Source organism: Aquibium oceanicum, assembly GCF_001889605.1.
GTDB lineage: Bacteria > Pseudomonadota > Alphaproteobacteria > Rhizobiales > Rhizobiaceae > Aquibium > Aquibium oceanicum.
In genome coordinates, this window is sequence record NZ_CP018171.1 from 3,479,250 (window position 1) to 3,497,020 (window position 17,771).

At 62.6% G+C, this 17,771-nt stretch carries 16 protein-coding genes, 1 tRNA gene and 3 pseudogenes; 13 read left to right on the top strand and 7 right to left on the bottom strand.

Features of this window, described 5'->3' with window-relative positions:
- Positions 1-384: 384 nt before the first annotated feature.
- From BSQ44_RS17035 to BSQ44_RS17080, 10 genes and pseudogenes are all read left to right on the top strand, one after another.
- Positions 385-942, top strand: a complete 558-nt coding sequence (locus BSQ44_RS17035; protein ID WP_157894618.1) for an NUDIX hydrolase — start codon at positions 385-387, stop codon at positions 940-942.
- Positions 943-1,123: 181 nt separating this feature from the next.
- Positions 1,124-1,672 (top strand): PTS sugar transporter subunit IIA, encoded by a 549-nt coding sequence (locus BSQ44_RS17040; protein WP_072606315.1) that lies wholly within the window; start codon positions 1,124-1,126, stop codon positions 1,670-1,672.
- On the top strand, positions 1,669-2,496 hold the full coding sequence (locus BSQ44_RS17045; RefSeq protein WP_157894619.1) for a hypothetical protein: 828 nt from the start codon (positions 1,669-1,671) through the stop codon (positions 2,494-2,496). Before BSQ44_RS17040 ends, BSQ44_RS17045 begins: the two co-directional genes overlap by 4 nt.
- Positions 2,493-3,122: pseudogene (locus BSQ44_RS17050) on the top strand (type III PLP-dependent enzyme domain-containing protein); the annotation flags it as partial. The gene BSQ44_RS17045 and the pseudogene BSQ44_RS17050, both read left to right, overlap by 4 nt.
- A 27-nt stretch (positions 3,123-3,149) precedes the next feature.
- Positions 3,150-3,353 carry a DUF1775 domain-containing protein gene (locus tag BSQ44_RS27550; protein ID WP_335623214.1) on the top strand — a complete coding sequence of 68 codons (204 nt, stop codon included), beginning with the start codon at positions 3,150-3,152 and terminating at the stop codon, positions 3,351-3,353.
- 114 nt (positions 3,354-3,467) lie between these two features.
- Positions 3,468-3,836, top strand: a pseudogene (locus BSQ44_RS27555) (HK97 family phage prohead protease); the annotation flags it as partial.
- Positions 3,837-3,967: 131 nt separating this feature from the next.
- Positions 3,968-4,405: pseudogene (locus BSQ44_RS17065) on the top strand (terminase TerL endonuclease subunit); the annotation flags it as partial.
- A 20-nt stretch (positions 4,406-4,425) separates the two neighbouring features.
- On the top strand, positions 4,426-6,264 hold the full coding sequence (locus BSQ44_RS17070) for a hypothetical protein (protein WP_072606319.1): 1,839 nt from the start codon (positions 4,426-4,428) through the stop codon (positions 6,262-6,264).
- A 61-nt stretch (positions 6,265-6,325) separates the two neighbouring features.
- The gene (locus BSQ44_RS17075; protein WP_072606321.1) at positions 6,326-7,201 is read left to right on the top strand and encodes a hypothetical protein; all 876 of its coding nucleotides are present in this window, start codon (positions 6,326-6,328) and stop codon (positions 7,199-7,201) included.
- Between the two features lie 42 nt (positions 7,202-7,243).
- Positions 7,244-8,278 carry a PIN domain-containing protein gene (locus tag BSQ44_RS17080; protein WP_072606323.1) on the top strand — a complete coding sequence of 345 codons (1,035 nt, stop codon included), beginning with the start codon at positions 7,244-7,246 and terminating at the stop codon, positions 8,276-8,278.
- A 3-nt stretch (positions 8,279-8,281) separates the two neighbouring features.
- On the opposite strand, the gene BSQ44_RS17085 is transcribed toward BSQ44_RS17080, so the two are convergent.
- Positions 8,282-9,976, bottom strand: a complete 1,695-nt coding sequence (locus BSQ44_RS17085) for a site-specific integrase (RefSeq protein ID WP_157894621.1) — start codon at positions 9,974-9,976, stop codon at positions 8,282-8,284.
- 101 nt (positions 9,977-10,077) lie between these two features.
- Positions 10,078-10,153, bottom strand: a tRNA-Ile gene (locus BSQ44_RS17090).
- Positions 10,154-10,262: 109 nt separating this feature from the next.
- Here BSQ44_RS17090 and BSQ44_RS17095 point away from each other — a divergent pair.
- On the top strand, positions 10,263-10,991 hold the full coding sequence (locus BSQ44_RS17095) for an SIMPL domain-containing protein (RefSeq protein WP_072606327.1): 729 nt from the start codon (positions 10,263-10,265) through the stop codon (positions 10,989-10,991).
- Positions 10,992-11,055: 64 nt separating this feature from the next.
- On the opposite strand, the gene BSQ44_RS17100 is transcribed toward BSQ44_RS17095, so the two are convergent.
- Both BSQ44_RS17100 and BSQ44_RS17105 read right to left on the bottom strand, forming a co-directional pair.
- A complete protein-coding gene (locus BSQ44_RS17100; RefSeq protein WP_157894622.1) occupies positions 11,056-11,481 on the bottom strand; it encodes a hypothetical protein in 426 nt (141 codons plus the stop codon).
- A 265-nt stretch (positions 11,482-11,746) separates the two neighbouring features.
- The gene (locus tag BSQ44_RS17105) at positions 11,747-12,193 is read right to left on the bottom strand and encodes a YcgN family cysteine cluster protein (protein WP_072606330.1); all 447 of its coding nucleotides are present in this window, start codon (positions 12,191-12,193) and stop codon (positions 11,747-11,749) included.
- A 146-nt stretch (positions 12,194-12,339) separates the two neighbouring features.
- On the opposite strand from BSQ44_RS17105, the gene BSQ44_RS17110 reads away from it, so the two are divergent.
- Complete coding sequence (locus BSQ44_RS17110; protein WP_072606333.1) at positions 12,340-14,172, top strand: OmpA family protein; 1,833 nt, start codon at positions 12,340-12,342, stop codon at positions 14,170-14,172.
- A gap of 99 nt (positions 14,173-14,271) precedes the next feature.
- On the opposite strand, the gene BSQ44_RS17115 is transcribed toward BSQ44_RS17110, so the two are convergent.
- The 3 genes from BSQ44_RS17115 to hemN all read right to left on the bottom strand — a co-directional run bounded on the left by BSQ44_RS17115 (position 14,272) and on the right by hemN (position 16,888).
- Positions 14,272-15,141, bottom strand: a complete 870-nt coding sequence (locus BSQ44_RS17115) for an SDR family oxidoreductase (RefSeq protein ID WP_072606335.1) — start codon at positions 15,139-15,141, stop codon at positions 14,272-14,274.
- Between the two features lie 118 nt (positions 15,142-15,259).
- Positions 15,260-15,451: a hypothetical protein gene (locus tag BSQ44_RS17120; RefSeq protein ID WP_072606337.1), complete on the bottom strand. Its 192-nt coding sequence runs from the start codon at positions 15,449-15,451 to the stop codon at positions 15,260-15,262.
- A gap of 87 nt (positions 15,452-15,538) precedes the next feature.
- On the bottom strand, positions 15,539-16,888 hold the full coding sequence (hemN, locus tag BSQ44_RS17125; RefSeq protein ID WP_072606339.1) for an oxygen-independent coproporphyrinogen III oxidase: 1,350 nt from the start codon (positions 16,886-16,888) through the stop codon (positions 15,539-15,541).
- Between the two features lie 148 nt (positions 16,889-17,036).
- Between hemN and BSQ44_RS17130 the strand changes: the two genes are divergently transcribed.
- Positions 17,037-17,762 (top strand): Crp/Fnr family transcriptional regulator, encoded by a 726-nt coding sequence (locus BSQ44_RS17130; protein WP_072606341.1) that lies wholly within the window; start codon positions 17,037-17,039, stop codon positions 17,760-17,762.
- The last annotated feature ends 9 nt before the right edge of the window (positions 17,763-17,771 follow it).

The following is a 17,771-nucleotide window of genomic DNA, read 5'->3' on the forward strand; positions in this document are numbered from 1 at the left end:
ATAAGGTCGCCTCGCAAAGAGGGCTGCGAACTGCTATATCGGCGGCATGTGCATGGAGACTTTCATCAAGGTTTCGAGGCTTGCCGGGAACGGTCGCATCCGCCCCCGGAGCAGGCTTCCTCACCCCGATTTCCGCACCTGATCCTGCTCCGGGAAATCTCTACGAAACCTGCGGTCTGATCCTGCGGCGCCGAGCGCCGCATCGATGGAGCGTCCGATGAGAGCCCCCCGTTCACGGCTGATATGCCGTCCCTGCAACCGCCATCTCCCACTGTCCGCCAGCCGTTGTCCCTGGTGCCTGTCTCCGCCCGCCCACAGCTCCGCGGGCCCGTCCCGGATTTCCGCGCTTTCGCGCGTGATCTCGTCGGAAATGGGGACGCGGTCATGATGCAGTCCCTTAATGACCCTGCAGCTTCCGGCGACCTCCTGAGGGAACACGCGGCGCTCCCGTGGCGCATGAACTGCGACGGGAACCTCGAAGTCATGCTCCTGCGCCCGCGGAGGGGCGGAAGCTGGCGCGTTCCGGCAGCCCGCTTTTCCGTCACGAGAACGGAGCTCCAGTCCGCCGACCGCGCGGCCTTCCAGGAAGCCGGCATCATGGGAAGGGTCGGTTCCGAACCGCTCGGGCGATACGTGGCGCTGAGACTCCGACCATGCGGCAGCCGCAAGGCGGTCGAGGTGACGGTCCATGGGCTCCATGTCTGGGGCACCTTGGTCAGCTGGCCGAACGACGTGAAGGTAATCCGTCGCTGGATGGCTCCTGCCGAGGCGGCGGTCTCGATCGAAGAGGCCGGGCTTCGCGATATCTTCGCGTCCCTCGTCTCGGGCGCGGCGCCTGTCCAGCCGGAACTGCCGTCATGCAGCCGAACCGTCGCAGTCCGGAACGGGTCCGTTTCAGGGCTTGCTTCGTCGCCAACAACGGTTAGGTTCGCTCCATGCTGAAAATGCCAGCCTTCGTGCGCCTCGACGGCGCGCGCCTGCTCAAAGCGGGCATCTAACCCGGACGCGATCTGACCCCTGGCTCAGCGTCCGGGTCCGCCAGGCTCAAGCAACCTCATTCGATCTTCGCGCCCGCGATCCCGGGCGGTCGCCTGCGGCGTTCGGCCCGGGCGGGGAGTCATTCATGGAAATCCTCGATCTCCTGCGTCCCCAGGACGTCCTGATGCGCCATCCGGCGCAGGCGAAACGCCCGCTTCTGGAGGCCATGGCGCGTCAGCTTGCTTCGCGGACCGGACTTACTCTCGTTTCAGTGCTTTCGGCACTGCTCAGCAGGGAGAAGCTGGGTGCCACCTGCATCGGCCAAGGCATCGGCATGCCTCACGCGATGCCGGGCGGATTGGGGGAGCCGGCTGCTGTGCTTGCAGTCCTCGAACATCCGATCCCTTACGACGCGTCCGACGAGCAGTGCGTGGATGTCGTGCTGGGGGTAGTCTGGCCTCGCGAGGGTTCTACCGAATTCCTGAACGCTCTGGCGCGCTTCTGCAGGCACCTCTCCCGTCCGCAGGTCCTGAAAAAGGTCAGGGCCGCTATGTCGGCCGAGGAAGTCCTGCAGCATCTCGGCCAGCCGAAAGATGCCGGATGTCCCTCGGTCTCCGCGCTGTCGACCGCAGTCACGCCTGGGCCCCTGGCCATGCCACGGCCGCAGGCAGCAGCAATGTGGGCTTGGCGATGAGCACGATGGCGATGGACAGGCTCTCCGGCTGGCTGGACGGCCGGATGTCAGATCGGAATCTGGCGGACGCGCTCGGCTGCGACGTCGAATTCGTCCACCGTGTCTCGGAGTGTTGGACCCGGAACTCCCTTTCCAGGGCGCCCGCAGAGCGAACGCAGGGCGTGCAGACCTGCACAAGGCTGGCGATAGCCCACGCCCTGCACACGACCGGCGCGCTGACGCTGCCGGACGCTGCCGCCGTGGCGGCTGGAAGCTGGCAGGTTTCGGCGTCCCTGCTGAAGCTTCTGGAGTTCCGTCCGAGTGGCTGTCAGCCCGGCGACGGTGATGACGAAGCGGACCCTTTGATGCAGTTCGTCCCGCATGCGGCGGAGGCCATCCCGATCGCAGCAGCCGACGAATATCTGGATGTGGCGGACGGCCGCCGGGTCTACTGGCGCAAGCCGCGGCGCGACGCATACCTGCTTGCCTGTGACCTTCATCGCCTCTCCTGCGCAAGCAGACGCGAAGACACGCCTGCCCTGCAGGAAGAGTATCTCGAGCTGCTCGCCAGGCTGCGGGAGCCGGAGGACCACGTCTGCGAATGGATCGGGACCGTAGCCGACGGCCGCTTCCGCCCTGCTCCCGACAGGTTCGCCGAGCGCTCGCCCGCGATGCGGCAGGGACTTTTCCACCAGGGGAGCCGATCGTTCGCCGAGTCCTACGCGACGAAGGTTTCCGTCAACGTGTCGCTGGCGGCGCGCTCGATGAAGCGGCGCGCTCTTGGCCTTGCCGTGACCGATCCGCTGAAGATGACGGCCGCCCGGAAAGGCGACGGCAAAGCATGATGAAGACCCCGCACTACCTGATCGACAAGTCGAAGCTGCTCCGCAACCTCGAGCGGATCGAACACCTGCGCGAGAAGTCCGGAGCCAAGGCGCTGCTGGCGCTGAAGTGCTTCGCGGCCTGGAGCGTGTTCGACTTCATGCGTCCCCACATGGACGGCACGACGTCGTCCTCCCTCAACGAGGTCAGGCTGGGAAGCACCCGATTCGGCGGCGAAACCCATGCCTACAGCGTCGCCTGGGCCGACCACGAGATCGACGAAGCGGCCGGGTTCGCCGACAAGATGATCTTCAACTCGATCGGCCAGCTTGATCGTTTCGGCGCGCGCGCAGGCGGCCTTGCCTGTGGTCTGCGCCTCAACCCCGGCATTAGCGTCTCGCATTTCGACCTCGCCGACCCGGCGCGTCCGTTCAGCCGCCTCGGCGAAACCGACCCGGGCAGGATCGAAGCCGTCCTCGACCGGATCAACGGCTTCATGATCCACAACAACTGCGAGAACGGCGACTTCGCGCTGTTCTCTGAAATGCTCGACCAGATCGAGGAGAAGTACGGCGAACTGTTACGTTACGCCGACTGGATCAGCCTGGGCGGCGGCATCCATTTCACGGCCGACGGCTATCCGATCGAGGCCGAAGGGGTCGTGTCGGTCAAGCCGATGCCGAAGCCCGGCTGGACGATAGACAAGGTCGTCGCCCCTTATGAGGCGGAATACGAGCTTCACGGACGGAAGGTCGCGGAGGGAGTGACTGAAATCACATGGAGCGGCGGCAGCCTGGCCGACGACGAGTATGACGAGTTCGTTTTCCGCGGGACCGCGTCCGGTCATCGAGCCTTATGCGCTCACCGTCTCCATTCTTGAAACCGCCATGCTCGGAAGGTCCGGGAAGAAGAAGGGGACCAGTTCGTGACCCGTCTCGATTTTGCAACCCGTTGCAACGAATTCCGAAGCACCCTCCCCGCCGACGCGCTGGACATGACAGAAGTTCGCTTCGCGGCTCCCGGCGACGACGGAATCATTGAAGGCTACGCGACCCGCTTCAATACGGTGGACAGCTACCGGACCAGCTTCGATCGCGACGCTTTCGCATGGGAAGGCCGGTCCCTTCCGCTCCTGTGGAGCCACAATCCCGGAGATGTTGTCGGCAGCGTTCGTTCGATCGTCGTGGAAGACGCCGGCCTGAAAATCCGCGGCCGGCTCAATCTCGACGTACAGCGCGCCCGCGAAGTGCGCGCCATGCTGATCGCAGGCGATATCGGCGGCCTGTCCATCGGCTTCCGTCGCCTTGCTGACGTGCCTCGCCCCGGTGGCGTCCGCCACATTACCAAAGCGGAGCTTCGCGAAGTCTCGTTTGTCGCGATGCCGTTCGTACCCGGCTCGCAAGTCACCTCTATTCGTACCGCTACCCAGATCGGCCAAGCGCCCGCCTTGGCCTCTTTTGTCAACGCATGCCGGAAGACGGCGCGGGCGCTGAGCCGTGCTGGCTGGCCGTGGACCTTTCCAGCAATTCAGACCTCACCGTCATCGTTGCCGCGTGGCGCGATTGCAAAGGCGGCTACATCGTCCGACCGTGGTTTTTCTGCCCTGCCGACAACCTGACCCGTAAGGCGGAGCGGGATGGGGTCCCCTACCCTCTTTGGGCAGAGGGAGGTTTCATCGAACCGACCCCCGGCAACGTCGTGGATTTCCGTGCAGTGGAAGAGACAATCCGCGAACTGTGTGAGCGTTTCGATGTGCGGGAAATCGCCTTTGACCCTCACCTCGCCCGTAACATGATGAACACGCTACGCGAGGATGGCTATCCAGCGATTGAGATGCGGCAAGGCTGGGTGACGATGGCACCGGCGATCAAAGAGCTTGAACGCGCGATCATCGGCAGACAGTTCCGTCACGGCGGGCATCCGGTGCTCCGGGCGATCGGCTCGAAAGCACCATGGCAAATGCCGCCACCCGCGCGAGCATGGCGTTGAGGGGCATAGGCGCTGGCATCTTCGCCGGTCTTGCGGCCGGTGGCGTGGCAGGCGTCGTCAACCAGATCGGCCAAGTCGCGCAAGGCATTGCCGCAATAGGCGATGAGGCCAAGCGCGCAGGCGTATCTAATCGCGTGTTTCAGGAATGGGCGATAGTCGCGGAGCAAGCGCGAATTCCAGTCGACGCAATGATCGACGGGCTGAAAGAATTGCAACTTCGCGGGGATGAGTTCGCGATCACGGGAAAGGGTAGCGCTGCCGAAGCCTTCGCACGTCTCGGCTACGGCGCCGAAGAGTTGAAGAGCAAGCTTGCCGACCCGTCCGCGCTCTTGCTGGAAATCATCGATCGGCTCGGCAAATTCGATAAGGCTGCGCAGATCAGGATCAGCGACGAGCTCTTCGGTGGCTCCGCCGGGGAGCGCTTCGTAGAGCTGCTAGATCAGGGCGCGGCTGGCATTCGCCGAACGATCGACGAAGCGCACACACTCGGCAATGTGCTTTCCGATGAAGTGATCGAACGCGCCGCCGAGATCGACCGGCAATTCAAGATCATATCGCAGACAGTCGGCACGGCGCTGAAGGGAGCGATTGTCAACGCCGCTACTGCGCTTCAGCAGTTCATCGACAGTTTCAGGAATTTCGAGGATCAGCAGGATGCAACCCTCGACGCCAGAATTGCCGAGATCGGAGCGCAACAACTCGCCCTCGAAAACAGAATCTTGAAGCTGAAGGGGCAGCAGCACGACGGCGGCTTGTTCTCGCGCGATGTGTCCGGCGACATTGCATATCTTGAAGAACAACGTGCCGGGCTTTTGGAAGAGGAAGCGCAGATCATGCGCGTGATCGCGGCCCGCCAGAAAGCCCGCGAGATCGCGCCACTGCCCGCGATTGGCACACCTTTTTTGCCGCCGGCATACACCCCGCCTCCGCCAAGCGGCAGCGCCGCCCGCGATGCATCGGCCACGAAGATTGAACGCGAGCGGCAGGCTGTCACGGACCTGATCGCGGAGCTTGAACGCGAGTTGTCTCTGATCGGCGCGACCGATCTTCAGCGCCAGATTTCCAATGCGCTTCGGGATGCCGGGGCGGCGGCCACCGACGATCAACGCGCCAAGATCGCCGCGCTGATCACGGCGCTGCATGCGGAAGAGCAGGCACAACAGAAGGCGACCGATGCAAAGCAGGAATTCGCGTCAATCGCCAGCAACGCGGTGACCGGCTTCATATCCGATCTGCGCAGTGGTGCGACTGAAGGCGAAGCGTTCGGCAATATGATCAGCAACATCGCCGATCGCCTTATCGACCTTGCGGTGCAGATGATGATCATCAAGCCGTTGATGTCGGCCTTCGGCCTGAAGGGCGGCGGTTATGTCTCAACTGGCACATCGCCGGTGAGCCTCGCCACCGGTGGCTACGTGAGCGGACCCGGGACAAGCACAAGCGACAGCATTCCCGCCCGCCTTTCCGATGGCGAATACGTCGTCAACGCGGCGGCGACTAAGCGGAACCGGGCCTTGCTCGAGGCGATCAATGCGGGACAGATTCCACGTTTCGCCAGCGGCGGCCCAGTAGGACGCGGCGACCACCCGAAGGGCATGGCTGGCGCAAGCACGGGCAACATCACATTCGCACCCGCCACCTCAATCACTATCGAAGGCGGCTCGCGTGATCCGGCGGCAGATGAGAAAATGGCGAACAGTGTGGCAGCGAATGTGGAGCGTGTTCTTCAGGAGAAGATGGCCAGCTTCATGATGGAGCAAATGCGCGGAGGGAACGCGTTGAAGCGCGGCAGTTTCGCGTGAGGAAGGTTGCAGATGATCAATGCTATATTAGAATGAATGGAAAGCGCAGTGGGGCGTGAGTATGACAGATGAACTTTTGACTTGGTTTTTTAGCGTAATCACCTCCGCCGGCCTGGTGGGCATTGTCACCTATCTAGCGCGAGAGACGATCGCGAGGTTCTTTTCCAAAACAGTCGAACATCACTTCGAAAAAAAACTGGAAGAATTTAAATCGGAAATACGAGGTAAAGAACAAGAGCTAGAGCAAATAAGATCCTTCTTAATATCTTCCCATAAAGAACGCGATAATGCGCTGCAATCGAAACGCCGAGAGGCAGCTGAAACACTGCTGAAAATTCGCCGCGCCCTTTCTCAGTTTTCTTTGCTTGTTGAATACATGAGAATATTAAATATTGAGAATATTATACGAAGTAGCGATCCGAAGATACAAGCTCTTTTTGAGGCTCTAACAAAGCCTTTCGATATTGAAAGCAATTTAAGGAAGATAGGAGAGATAGACGATACGAATCCTCGTCTATATTTGAGTGAGAAATCATTGAGAGCATATGACGCATACAAAACAATCATCGTGCAAGCCACGATGATGATGAAGCTTTTTAGCTTACCCCTTACAGATAAGAAAAAGCTGGTAAAAGACGGTCATTTGCGAGATATGATTGTCAAGCTAGTTCCGAGTTCAAAAGAAGGTTTTGATAATTTTGGTGAAAGTTTTGCCTACGAATGGTCTCAATACTTCTATGATGAAATACTAATATCGCTGAGACATGAGATTTCCGGAGTGGATGACATGTCTCGTGATACTGATTCTGCTCAGCGACTTGCTCTAGATTCACGCCGCGCGCTCATCAATGTCCAAACCTCTATACGAACTGCCGGCCTGTCGGACACATTGTTGAAATCAGGTGAAATCTCCGACGATTCACCGTTGAAAGCATAGGCAATCAGCTAGGCTGCGGGAACGCCATCTTGGAGACCTATAATGAAACTCAAACTTTTGATCGATACATCTGTTTGGTTAGACCTTACAAAAGATCTCCGTCATTTGCCAATACTGGATGCACTTGCTGCATTAAATGAAGCGGGCGAAGTAGAGCTGATACTGCCGGAGATCATCCTCGACGAGTTCGCGCGAAATCGTGACCGGGTGATGGCATCCAGCCGCGCAAGCTTCTCAAGCCACTTCAAGCGAGTAAAGGACGCAGTTTTGCAGTTCGCGCCCGAGCAGGGGCGGGCCGACCTCATATCTCAGTTAAGCGAGATCAATCACCGCATTGCCACGGACGGCGAAGCCGTGAACGAAGCGGTTAGTATTATTGAGGGTCTGTTTCTCATCACCGGTACAATTCCCACCAGTGAAAGTGTTAAGGCCCGTGCAGCAGGGCGTGCAATAGCCAAGATTGCCCCGTTTCACCGACAAATCAACGGGATTGGTGATGCGATCATCATCGAAACTTATATCGACGAATTATCAAAGCGAAAAGAAGATGAAACATATGCTTTTATTACACATAACATCCATGATTTTAGTCAAAAAGGCGTAGACACACGAATACCGCATCCGGACATTGCCGACCTATTTGATGGATTACATTCGCACTACTCCACCAACCTCGGAGCACTTTTAAAAGAACATGCCAGCGATCTTATCGAAGAATTCACCTTTGATCGTGAGTACGTGAGCGAGCCGCGAACGTTGTCTGAGCTGCTCGAAGCGGAGGACAAGCTGATTGAACAGATCTGGTACGGACGCAAAGGAGGCATCATACACGCCGTCGAAACCGGCAGGGAAAAGCGTGTCTCCAGAGAAACGTGGGAAGCCGCTACGCCTGACGAGCGGCGAGGCATGATCATAGACGAAATTTGGGAGGGAATGATCGTTGCAATGAAGTCTGCGGAAGAGAAGTACCCCGGCGAACTCGGCCCGTGGACCGATTTCGAATGGGGCATGCTTAGCGGAAAACTCTCGGCAATTCGGTGGGTGCTTGGAGACGAATGGGACATGCTTAACACCTAGCCGTCACCAAAAACTACCGTCTTTCAGGTCACCGGCCAGTATCAAACCTTCATATTTCACTACTGCCATCCATCGCGCCAGCGTTGAAGGACGGGTACCCTGCCCATAGCGTTCCTCAACGCCGCCCGATCGCGCCCAACCACCCATTGCCCTCGTGGCATCGATGGGTACGCCGGCCTCGCGTAGCGCGTCCCTAAAGCCGTGTCGGAAAGAGTGAAACGAAACACCCGGCTCGTTGATGCCGAGCACCTTCTTTTGCCAATAGGCAAACCGCTTCTGGAACAGGTCCGACAACTCAGCCTGACTACTTCCCGGCAAATCGTGGAAGAGACGTGACCCGCCTTCCCCCCGCACATTTGCAACCCGTTGCAACAAACCAAGCCGGATCAATTCGGGATGCACCGGCAACACGCGTTCACTACCCGGCGTCTTCAGGCTCTTAGCCGCGGTCTTTCGCAGGATGAAGCATTCTACACCATCGCGAACGCCGATATCGTCCACGGTCAGCCCGACGATCTCTCCTAGACGCATGCCTGAGAAGATCGCGATCAGCGGCACCCACCGACGACCGGCAAGCGCACCGCCTTTCGACCACTCCCCAAGACCCGCGACAATTTTGTTCATCTCATCGATTGTGAACGGCCGCTTGGATATATCGGCCGCGCCCTTTGCCGGCGCGAGCCGCACCGCCGGGTTGACGGTTAGAAGCCCCTTGTTAATCGACCAATTGAAAAACGCGCTCAATGTATGCGTGTAGACCCGCACCGTGCCGACTGCCATCTTCCTATCATTGCGGGTAGCCGCGCGGGCGGCGATGTCGCGCAAGGTCTTGCACCCTTCATATGCTTTCAGCTTTGTGACGTTAGCGGGGATGCTGGCGAGCAGCTCTTGCACGGCCGAACAGTCGGCCCTCGTGATCGCTGCCAACGGCATGTCCGGCCCGATCACTTCCTTCATGGCGCGGAAGGTCATTACGTATTTGGCGTCGGCAGTGTCCCCTAGATGCGCCCGCGTCGGATCGGTTTCCATGCGCTTGATCGCCTCCCCGAGCGTAATCCCTTCCGACGCGGCCGGACGCGGCGACACTGAGTTGATGCCGGCGAAGAGCGGATCATGTGCGATGTCGCCATGCTGCCCGTCCATCCGATCAAGCATTCGCTTCAAATGCTCGATGTCAGCACGGCGAAGCAGTTCCAGCAGTTTCACGAGTTCGGGCGAAGCCTCGAACCTCTCCGCACGTATACCAATCCGACTTGGAGCCGGAAGCGGGACGCCGAGATTTCGCTCATTGATCAGCGAACGGGCCTGAGCAAAGAGCGCAGCTTCAGCCGAAGGGTCGCGGCTCTCATACGCGGCGATGTCATGTTCCGCGTTTTCCCGCACCTCGTCATCCCGTATGGTGACAGTATCCTGTTCCACCCGCCAGAAGTCGCCAAGAACGGCGCGGCGAATTTCGGCATCTGTCACCGACTGCGCAGGAACAGGCTCCCCGTTTTTCAGCGCTTCGCGGGCTCGATCCCATTCCAGATCAAGTCGGACGGATGCCCGCCGGGCTTCCTTGGCAGCAACCCGATAGTCAGTGGTTCCAAGCGCGATCCAGATTTCGCGCTTTCGGAGTGCTTTTACCAGATCAGTCGGAACACGCCGCCGAAGGCTGTACGTACTGCCCCGCCGTATCAAACCCGTGACTTTTTCCACCTGCTCCATCCCGCTAGTGTAGCGTTCTTGTGTAGCAGATCAATCTCCTACGGCTTTGATTTCGCTGTTTTTTCCGAGATATCAATCCCTTGCGGAGGGACTGGTGGGCCCGGAGGGACTCGAACCCCCAACCAAGCGGTTATGAGCCGCCGGCTCTAACCATTGAGCTACAGGCCCCACGGGGCGTGGATTAGTGGCTTTTTCGGGCTCGCACAAGCGGCGCGCCCAAAACAACGCACAATCGCGGCATAATCGGCCAGGGACATTCTTCAACGGAGACAACCCCATGGTCCGCACCGCCTCGTCCCTCTTCCTCGCCGCAGCGCTTGCCGCGGTTTCGCTTCCCGCGCTGGCGCAGGACGCGGATCGATGGCGGCCGCATATCACGGTGACCGGCGAGGGCGAGCACGCGATGCGGCCGGACACGGCAATCCTGAGCTTCGGCGTCATGCGCGAGGCCGAAACGGCGCAGGCGGCCATGCAGGCCAACAACGAGGCCATGGCGGCAGTGACGCGGGCGCTGAAGGAGGCCGGCATCGAGGACCGCGACCTTCAGACCGCCGGGATCCAGATCAATCCCCGCTACGAGTATCCGCGCGACAATCAGGGTGGCCAGACGGCCGAACTCGTCGGCTACCAGGTGACGAACACGCTGACGGTGCGGGTGCGCGACATCTCAAAGGCCGGCACCGTCCTCGACGAGGCGGTTTCGCTGGGCGTGAACCAGGGCGGCGGCATCAGCTTCGTCAACGAAGATCCCTCCGAGGCGCTTTCGCAGGCGCGCAGGGAAGCGGTCGAAGACGCGATGGAGAAGGCGCGGACGCTGGCCGAGGCGGCCGGCGTGAAGCTCGGCGCGGTGGCGAAGATCGCCGAACGGACCGGCTCCATGCAGCCGCCGCAGCCCTTCATGGCCAAGGCTGCCGCCGACATGCGCGAATCGGTGCCGATCGAACCGGGCGAGAACGCCTATCGCGTCGAGGTCGAGATGACTTTCGGGATCGACGGCGGCAACTGAGCCGGCCGAACAAGCACGAACGCCGCCGGGCGGGCCGGCGGCGTTCGGACCTAAGCGGATCCGCTCAGAAGCGGATGACGGGGCAAAACGGCGCGCGGCCCACCGTCACGCTGACATGACGACCGGACTTGCGGCCGTTCACTTTCACCGCACGATGGTTCGCCCAGGCGACATGGGCACGCCGGACGCCGAGCGAGCGGACCTTGGCGACCGCCTCGCCGTTCGTGCAGACCCGCGGGCTGAATCCCTTGCGACCGCCGTGGCGCGGGAAATGGCCCCTGCGCGGCTCGTCGCGGCGGAAGCGATGTCCCCGCACGTCGGGGCGTCGGGAATGGTCACGGCGCATCTCGCCGCGATGGCCGCCAGGGCCGAACTGAGCCTGGACGGTGGGAGCAGTGATATTCTGCGCCGCCATGGCCCCGCCGACGCTCGCGGCGAACGCGCCCGTACCGATTGCCGCGGCCAGTGCCACCGACATGATGTTCTTCATCCTGAGCATTCTGCTTTCTCCGATCTCGGTTATCTGGTTGCCGCTTCAGCGGACCCGGACAATGGCAGGTGACCCCTGAACCGGGATCGAACGGCCCGTTCAGCCGCCGTTCATGAAGATGGCCGGGAGAAAGGATCGGGCTCCCGCCGCCGGCGGGAGGAATCAGAAAGGAGATCCGGAAGCGCCGGAAGAAGATGGGGCGCCCCGGCAAGCGCCGGATATGTGACCTTGTCGGTGCACGTCCTGTTGAATGGGGGCAGTAGCCCTACGGCTCCTCTTCAAGCACGTGCTCGAAGTAGTCCTCGGGTTCATCGAGCTCCTGTTCCAGCGCGGTGATGCGGCCGCGCATGGAGATGCCGGCCTCGTGGACGCTCTCCGGCCGTCCCGACCTGAGCGGGTGCCAGTCCGGCAGGTCCCTGCCCTCTGCGACGAGACGATAGGCGCAGGTCGACGGCAGCCAGGAGATGGTCCTGACGTTCTGCGGGGTGAGCTTGACGCAGTCGGAGACGCGCGAGAGCCGGTTCGTATAGTCGACGCAGCGGCAGAGGTCGGCATCGAACAATCGACATCCCACGCTCGTCCAGTAAATCTCGCCGGTATCCTCGTCCTCCAGCTTGGCCAGGCAGCACTTGCCGCAGCCGTCGCAGAGCGATTCCCACTCGGCCTTCGACATTTCGTCGAGGTCCTTGGTTTTCCAGAATGGTCTGTCCATTGCGCGCATGTCGCGTCGCATAGCACCGAGGTCAAGCGACTGCGCAGGAAAAATGGCGGGGGCAGAGATGCGGACATAAAGGAACCATCCGGATCGAGGAGGGTTTGTGCCGCGAAGGGCTTACTCTCGAGAGGAGATACATTTCCATGAAACTTCATGCACGCATCGTCGCGGGCACAGCACTCGGCGTGCTGATGGCATCGGCGCCGAGCTGGGCAGACGGCCCCCAGGCTGACTCCGTCCCCGCGCGGAACATCCTGCTGGCGCAGAACGACGCTCCTCCCGCAGAGGAGGTCCCGTCGCAGGACGGCGCCCCGCCTGCTCCGGCGGGCGAACAGGCCGCTCCCGCGCCGCAGCCGCCGGCCGAAGAACCGGCCCCGGCACCGAATGCCGCCGAACCCGCGCCCGAGCCACAGCCGGCCCCCGAACAGCCGGCGCCCGAGCCGGAAGCCGCTCCGCAGCCCGCACCCGAACCCGCTCCCGCGGAAGCGCCGCAGGCCGAGACCCCGCCTGAACCGGCACAAATGGGGGATGGCGCGGCGCAGGACGCACCTGCGCCGGAAGCACCCGAGGCCGCGCCGCAGCCGCAGGACGCGGCACCTGCCCCCGAGGCCGCGCCCGCCCCGGAGCCCGAGCAGCCCGCACAGGCCGACGAACCTGCCGCCGGCGCTCCGGCCGTCGAACCCCCGCCCGCGGAAGAGGCGCCCCGTGATGGTGCGGCCCCTGCCCCCGAGGGTGCGGGCGACATGCCCGCTCCGGGTGGAGACACGGCGCCTGCCGAACCGGCACCGGCGGACGGAACGCCGCCTGCTCCCGAGCCGGCTCCGGCTCCCTCGGACCAGTCTGCTCCCCCGCCGCCTCCCGGCGACCAATCGCAAGACATGCCGGAGAATGCCGCGCCGATCCTGGACAGCGCCAAGCAGCCGGGCGGGATGACGGGCGACCAGCCCCTTCCCGAGACGGAGGTTCCCGAAAGCGCGGACGTTCCGCCACCGACCTCGGACCAGGATGCCCAGACGCCGGAAATCTCTCCGCGCGACATCGAATCGATTACGGCCACCGAGGGCCGCCGCATCGACCGCGATGCGTATCGTCGCGAACGCAACGAGGGTCCCGAAGGCGCCGACGTGCTGCGCGAGATCGGCGAGCGCATCATCTACCAGCTCGGCGGCGAGACGTTCGTGCGCGGTCCCGACCGCGGGCGCCTGGAACGGAATGCAGAGGACATCTACTACGACGAACTGCCGCGCGGCCGGGTTCGCGAGACCATCGTCCGGCCGAACGGCGTCCAGATCGTGACGGTGCGCAACCGCTTCGGCGACGTGATCCGTCGCTCGCGGGTCATGCCTGACGGACGCGAGGTCATCCTGACCTATGTGGACGAGCGCAACTACGACCGCCAGCGCGAATGGCGCGATCCGGGTCGGGACCTGCCGCCGCTGCGTCTGCGTATTCCCTATCGCGAATACATTCTGGACGCGGGCCAGGTGCAGGATCCGGACCGGTACTACCAGTTCCTGGATCAGCCGCCGGTGGAAAGGGCACGTCAGCTCTACTCCGTCGACGACGTGAAGCGGTCGGCGAGACTGCGCGATACGGTACGGCGGGTCGATCTGGATACGATCACGTTCGCGACCGGTTCGGCGGAGGTCGACCGAGGTGAAGTCGACGAACTGGAAGGAATCGCTTCGGCCATCCAGCGGATGCTGGACGAGAACCCGGCGGAAACCTTCCTGATCGAGGGTCACACCGACGCCGTGGGGTCGGATGTGTCTAACCTCGCGTTGTCGGACGCCCGTGCCGAAGGGGTCGCCACCGTCCTGACGCAGTACTACGACATCCCGCCCGAAAACCTCGTTACGCAGGGTTACGGCGAACGCTACCTCAAGATCGCGACCGACGGCCCGTCGCGAGAGAACCGTCGTGTCGCCATCCGGCGCATCACGCCGCTGGTGACGCCGGTGGCAAGCGCTCAGTAGCGGCGAACAGTCGTCGAAAATCGATGCCCGGCGGAGCGATCCGCCGGGCATCTTTCGTTGCGGGAGATGTCTCTTTTTCGATAGGCGGACGGCCGGTCGTCAGGAAAACGTGCCCGCCACCTTCGTGTCGGTTTTCTCGAACACCTCGTCTGGAACGAAGAAATCCGCGGCGAGTGGTCCTTTCGCGCCCGGCGCGTAGGTGGAGAAATCGGTCACGCCGGCTTCCCGCAGCACCAGCTCGTCGATGAAGAAATTGCCCGTGCACTCGCGCGACGGCCGCGTGACGATCGCATGGAAGGCATCGGCCATCACCTGCGGCGAACGGCTCATCCCGGCGACGGTCTCGCCGCCGAGCAGGTTGCGAACGGCGGCGGTGTCGATGGCCGTCAGCGGCCACAGCGAATTCACGGCGATGCCGTCGCGGGCGAACTCGGCGCTCATGCCGAGCGTGCACATGGACATGCCGAACTTTGCCATGGTGTAGGCGACGTGGTTCCTGAACCACTTCGCCTGCATGTCGAGCGGCGGGGCGAGATTGACGATGTGAGGGTTCGCCGCCTTCTTCAGATGCGGGATGCAGGTCTTGGAGACGAGGAAGGTGCCGCGCGTATTGATCTGATGCATCAGGTCATAGCGCTTCATGTCGGTCTGGAGCGTGCCCGTGAGCTGGATCGCGCTGGCATTGTTGACGCAGATGTCGATGCCGCCGAACGCCTCGACCGTGGCGTTCACCGCCTCGGCGACCATCTCCTCGTCGCGGATGTCGCACAGGACCGGCAGCGCCTTGCCGCCCGCCGCCTCGATCTCGGCGGCCGCCGTGTGGATCGTGCCGGGCAGCTTGGGATGCGGCTCGGCCGTCTTGGCCGCGATCGTCACGTTGGCGCCGTCGCGGGCGGCGCGCAGCGCGATGGCGAGACCTATCCCGCGCGAGCCTCCAGAAATGAACAGCGTCTTGCCTTGCAGCGACATCGCGACCTCCCCTGTCGTTAGAGTTGGTCGATCCTCGCGCGCCAACGGAGGGGAAGCAAGCCCGCGCACCGCTCGAAGGTGGCCATGGCGGATATTACGAGCAGGAGCGTGGGCCGCCTCAGCAGTGGATCGCGGCCAGCCGCTGGAGAAAATCCTGGAGGCGCTGTAATTCGGGCGGCAGTTCGGCCGATCTCGACCGGTAGCCGAAGGCGAGGCGTTCCAGATCCTTTTGCGCCCTCCAGATGTCGTAGGATCCCAACTCCGTCGCCCCCGCCGCTGGGACGGCCTCGTTCACGCTGCTCATACCCATCTGCGTCTCCTGCAAGCTTCAAGAGCCGCAACCTATCGTCGCAGGTGCCTGCCTTCTTTGCGCGCGGTCAAAAATGGCGGAAAATGTTCACACCGCGGCGGAATGCCGTGCCTCGCCCTGTTTCAGGTAGCTGTCGAAGCGGGCCGCCACGGTGCGCACCAGCGGCCGGTGCTTTTCCGGAACGACGAAGAGGTCGCCGCGTCGCACGAGCCAGGGATGGCGTCCGGTGGTCGAAAGCAGCGCCGCTTCGGCAATGAGCGGCCGCGCGACGGGTCCGAACCGAACTGCCGCCTCCTCCGCATCGAAGGCGAAGTCGCACATCAGGCGTTCGATGATCCAGGCGCGCGCATGGTCTTCCGCGCTGAGTTCGATACCTCTGACCGTCGCCAGGCCGCCTTCATCAACCGTTCTCTGATAGACCGAGGTCGCCGGCTGGTTCTGCGCGTAGCCCTGCCGGAACCGGCTGATCGAGGAGGCTCCTAGGCCAATGAGGGTCTCGCAGCGCTCGTCGGTGTAGCCCTGGAAATTCCGTTTCAGGCGCCCTTCCCGCGCCGCTTCGGCAAGACTGTCCTCCGGTCTGGCGAAATGGTCGATGCCGATTGTCTGGTAGCCGGCTTCCTCGATCAGGCGGGCTGCCAGCATGGACTGGGCGTAGCGTTCCTCGGGCTGCGGCAGCCAGTCGTCGGCGATCATGGTCTGGTGCTTCTTGAACCACGGAACGTGGGCATAGCCGAACAAGGCAATCCGGTCGGGCCGGAGGCTCAGCGCCTTCGTCACCGTCTGCTCCAGGGTCGCGCAGGTCTGGTGAGGCAGGCCGTAGAGAAGGTCGAGGTTGACGGACGTAATGCCGCGCTCGCGCAGGCCGTTCACCACCCGCTGTGTGCATTCGAAGCTCTGCTCGCGATTGATCGCCGCCTGCACCTTCGGGTCGAAATCCTGCACACCGAGGCTGGCGCGCGTCATGCCGATCGCGGCGAGCGCGTCCAGCCGTTCCTCCGTCATGTCGTTGGGATCGATCTCGACGCTGATTTCGGGCTCGTCGACCAGGCGGAACGAATTGCGCAGCGATGCGCCGAGCCGCAGGATGTCCTCGGGTTTCAGCATGGTCGGCGAACCGCCGCCGAAGTGGATCGCCCGCACCGGCGCGCGGTTGCCGATCAGACCCGACACCGTCTCGATCTCGCGGCAGAGCGAGGCGACATAGCTCGCCACCGGATCGTACTGCCGGGTCTGCTTGGTGTGGCAGGCGCAGAACCAGCACAGGCGGTCGCAGAACGGCACATGGAGATAGAGCGAGATCGGCTCCTCGCGCTCGATCCGGAGGATCCAGTCGCGAACGGTCTCCGCGGTGATTCCGGCGTGGAAATGCGGCGCCGTCGGGTAGCTCGTGTAGCGCGGTACGGCTTCATTCAGTCGTGACGTGTGCTCTTGGCGCATCCGGAAAGCTCCCTCGCAATGCTTTTCGAATGCACTCCGGGCTTCCGACCAACCTTGATTTCGGTCAATGTGGTTCCGGATGAGACAATCTGGCGCAAGATCGGCGCCGGCAATTCCGCTACACCGGCGCAACGGCGATCACGGTTCGATGGAAGACAGGCAGGATATCCACAACGCGGGCGTGCCCGTCCTTTGCGAAGCGTGCGAAGCGCGCCACCGGGGGATATGCGGAGCCTTGTCGCCCGATCAGCTGCTCGGCCTCTCCAAGACATCCTCGAAGCAGAAGATCGAAGCCGGCGCCGAACTGGTGGGAGACCAGGAGACGATCGATCACTATTCGAACGTGCTCGGCGGCGTGGTGAAGCTGACCAAAACGCTGTCGGACGGGCGCCAGCAGATCGTCGGCCTGCAGTTCGCCCCCGATTTCCTCGGGCGGCCGTTCAGGTCCGAGAGCGCGATCAACGCGGAAGCCGCCACCGACGTGGCGCTGTGCTCCTTCCCCAAGGCCACCATCGAACGCATGATGAAGGAGAGCCCGGGCCTGGAGCACCTTCTCCTGACGCAGACGCTGAAGGAACTCGACGAGGCGCGCGACTGGATGGTGACGCTGGGCCGCAAGACCGCTGCCGAGAAGGTGGCGAGCTTCCTGCTGCTGATCGCCCGCAACATCGATCCGACGGCTCAGACCAAGTCGGGCGCGAGCTTCGACCTGCCGCTGACCCGCGCCGACATCGCGGATTTCCTCGGCCTCACCATCGAGACGGTGAGCCGGCAGCTGACGCGCCTGCGCGCCGACGGCGTCATCCGGATCGAGAACAACCGCCACGTCGTGGTCGACAACATGTCCCGCCTGGAAGCAAGGTCCGGCATCTGAACGGGACCG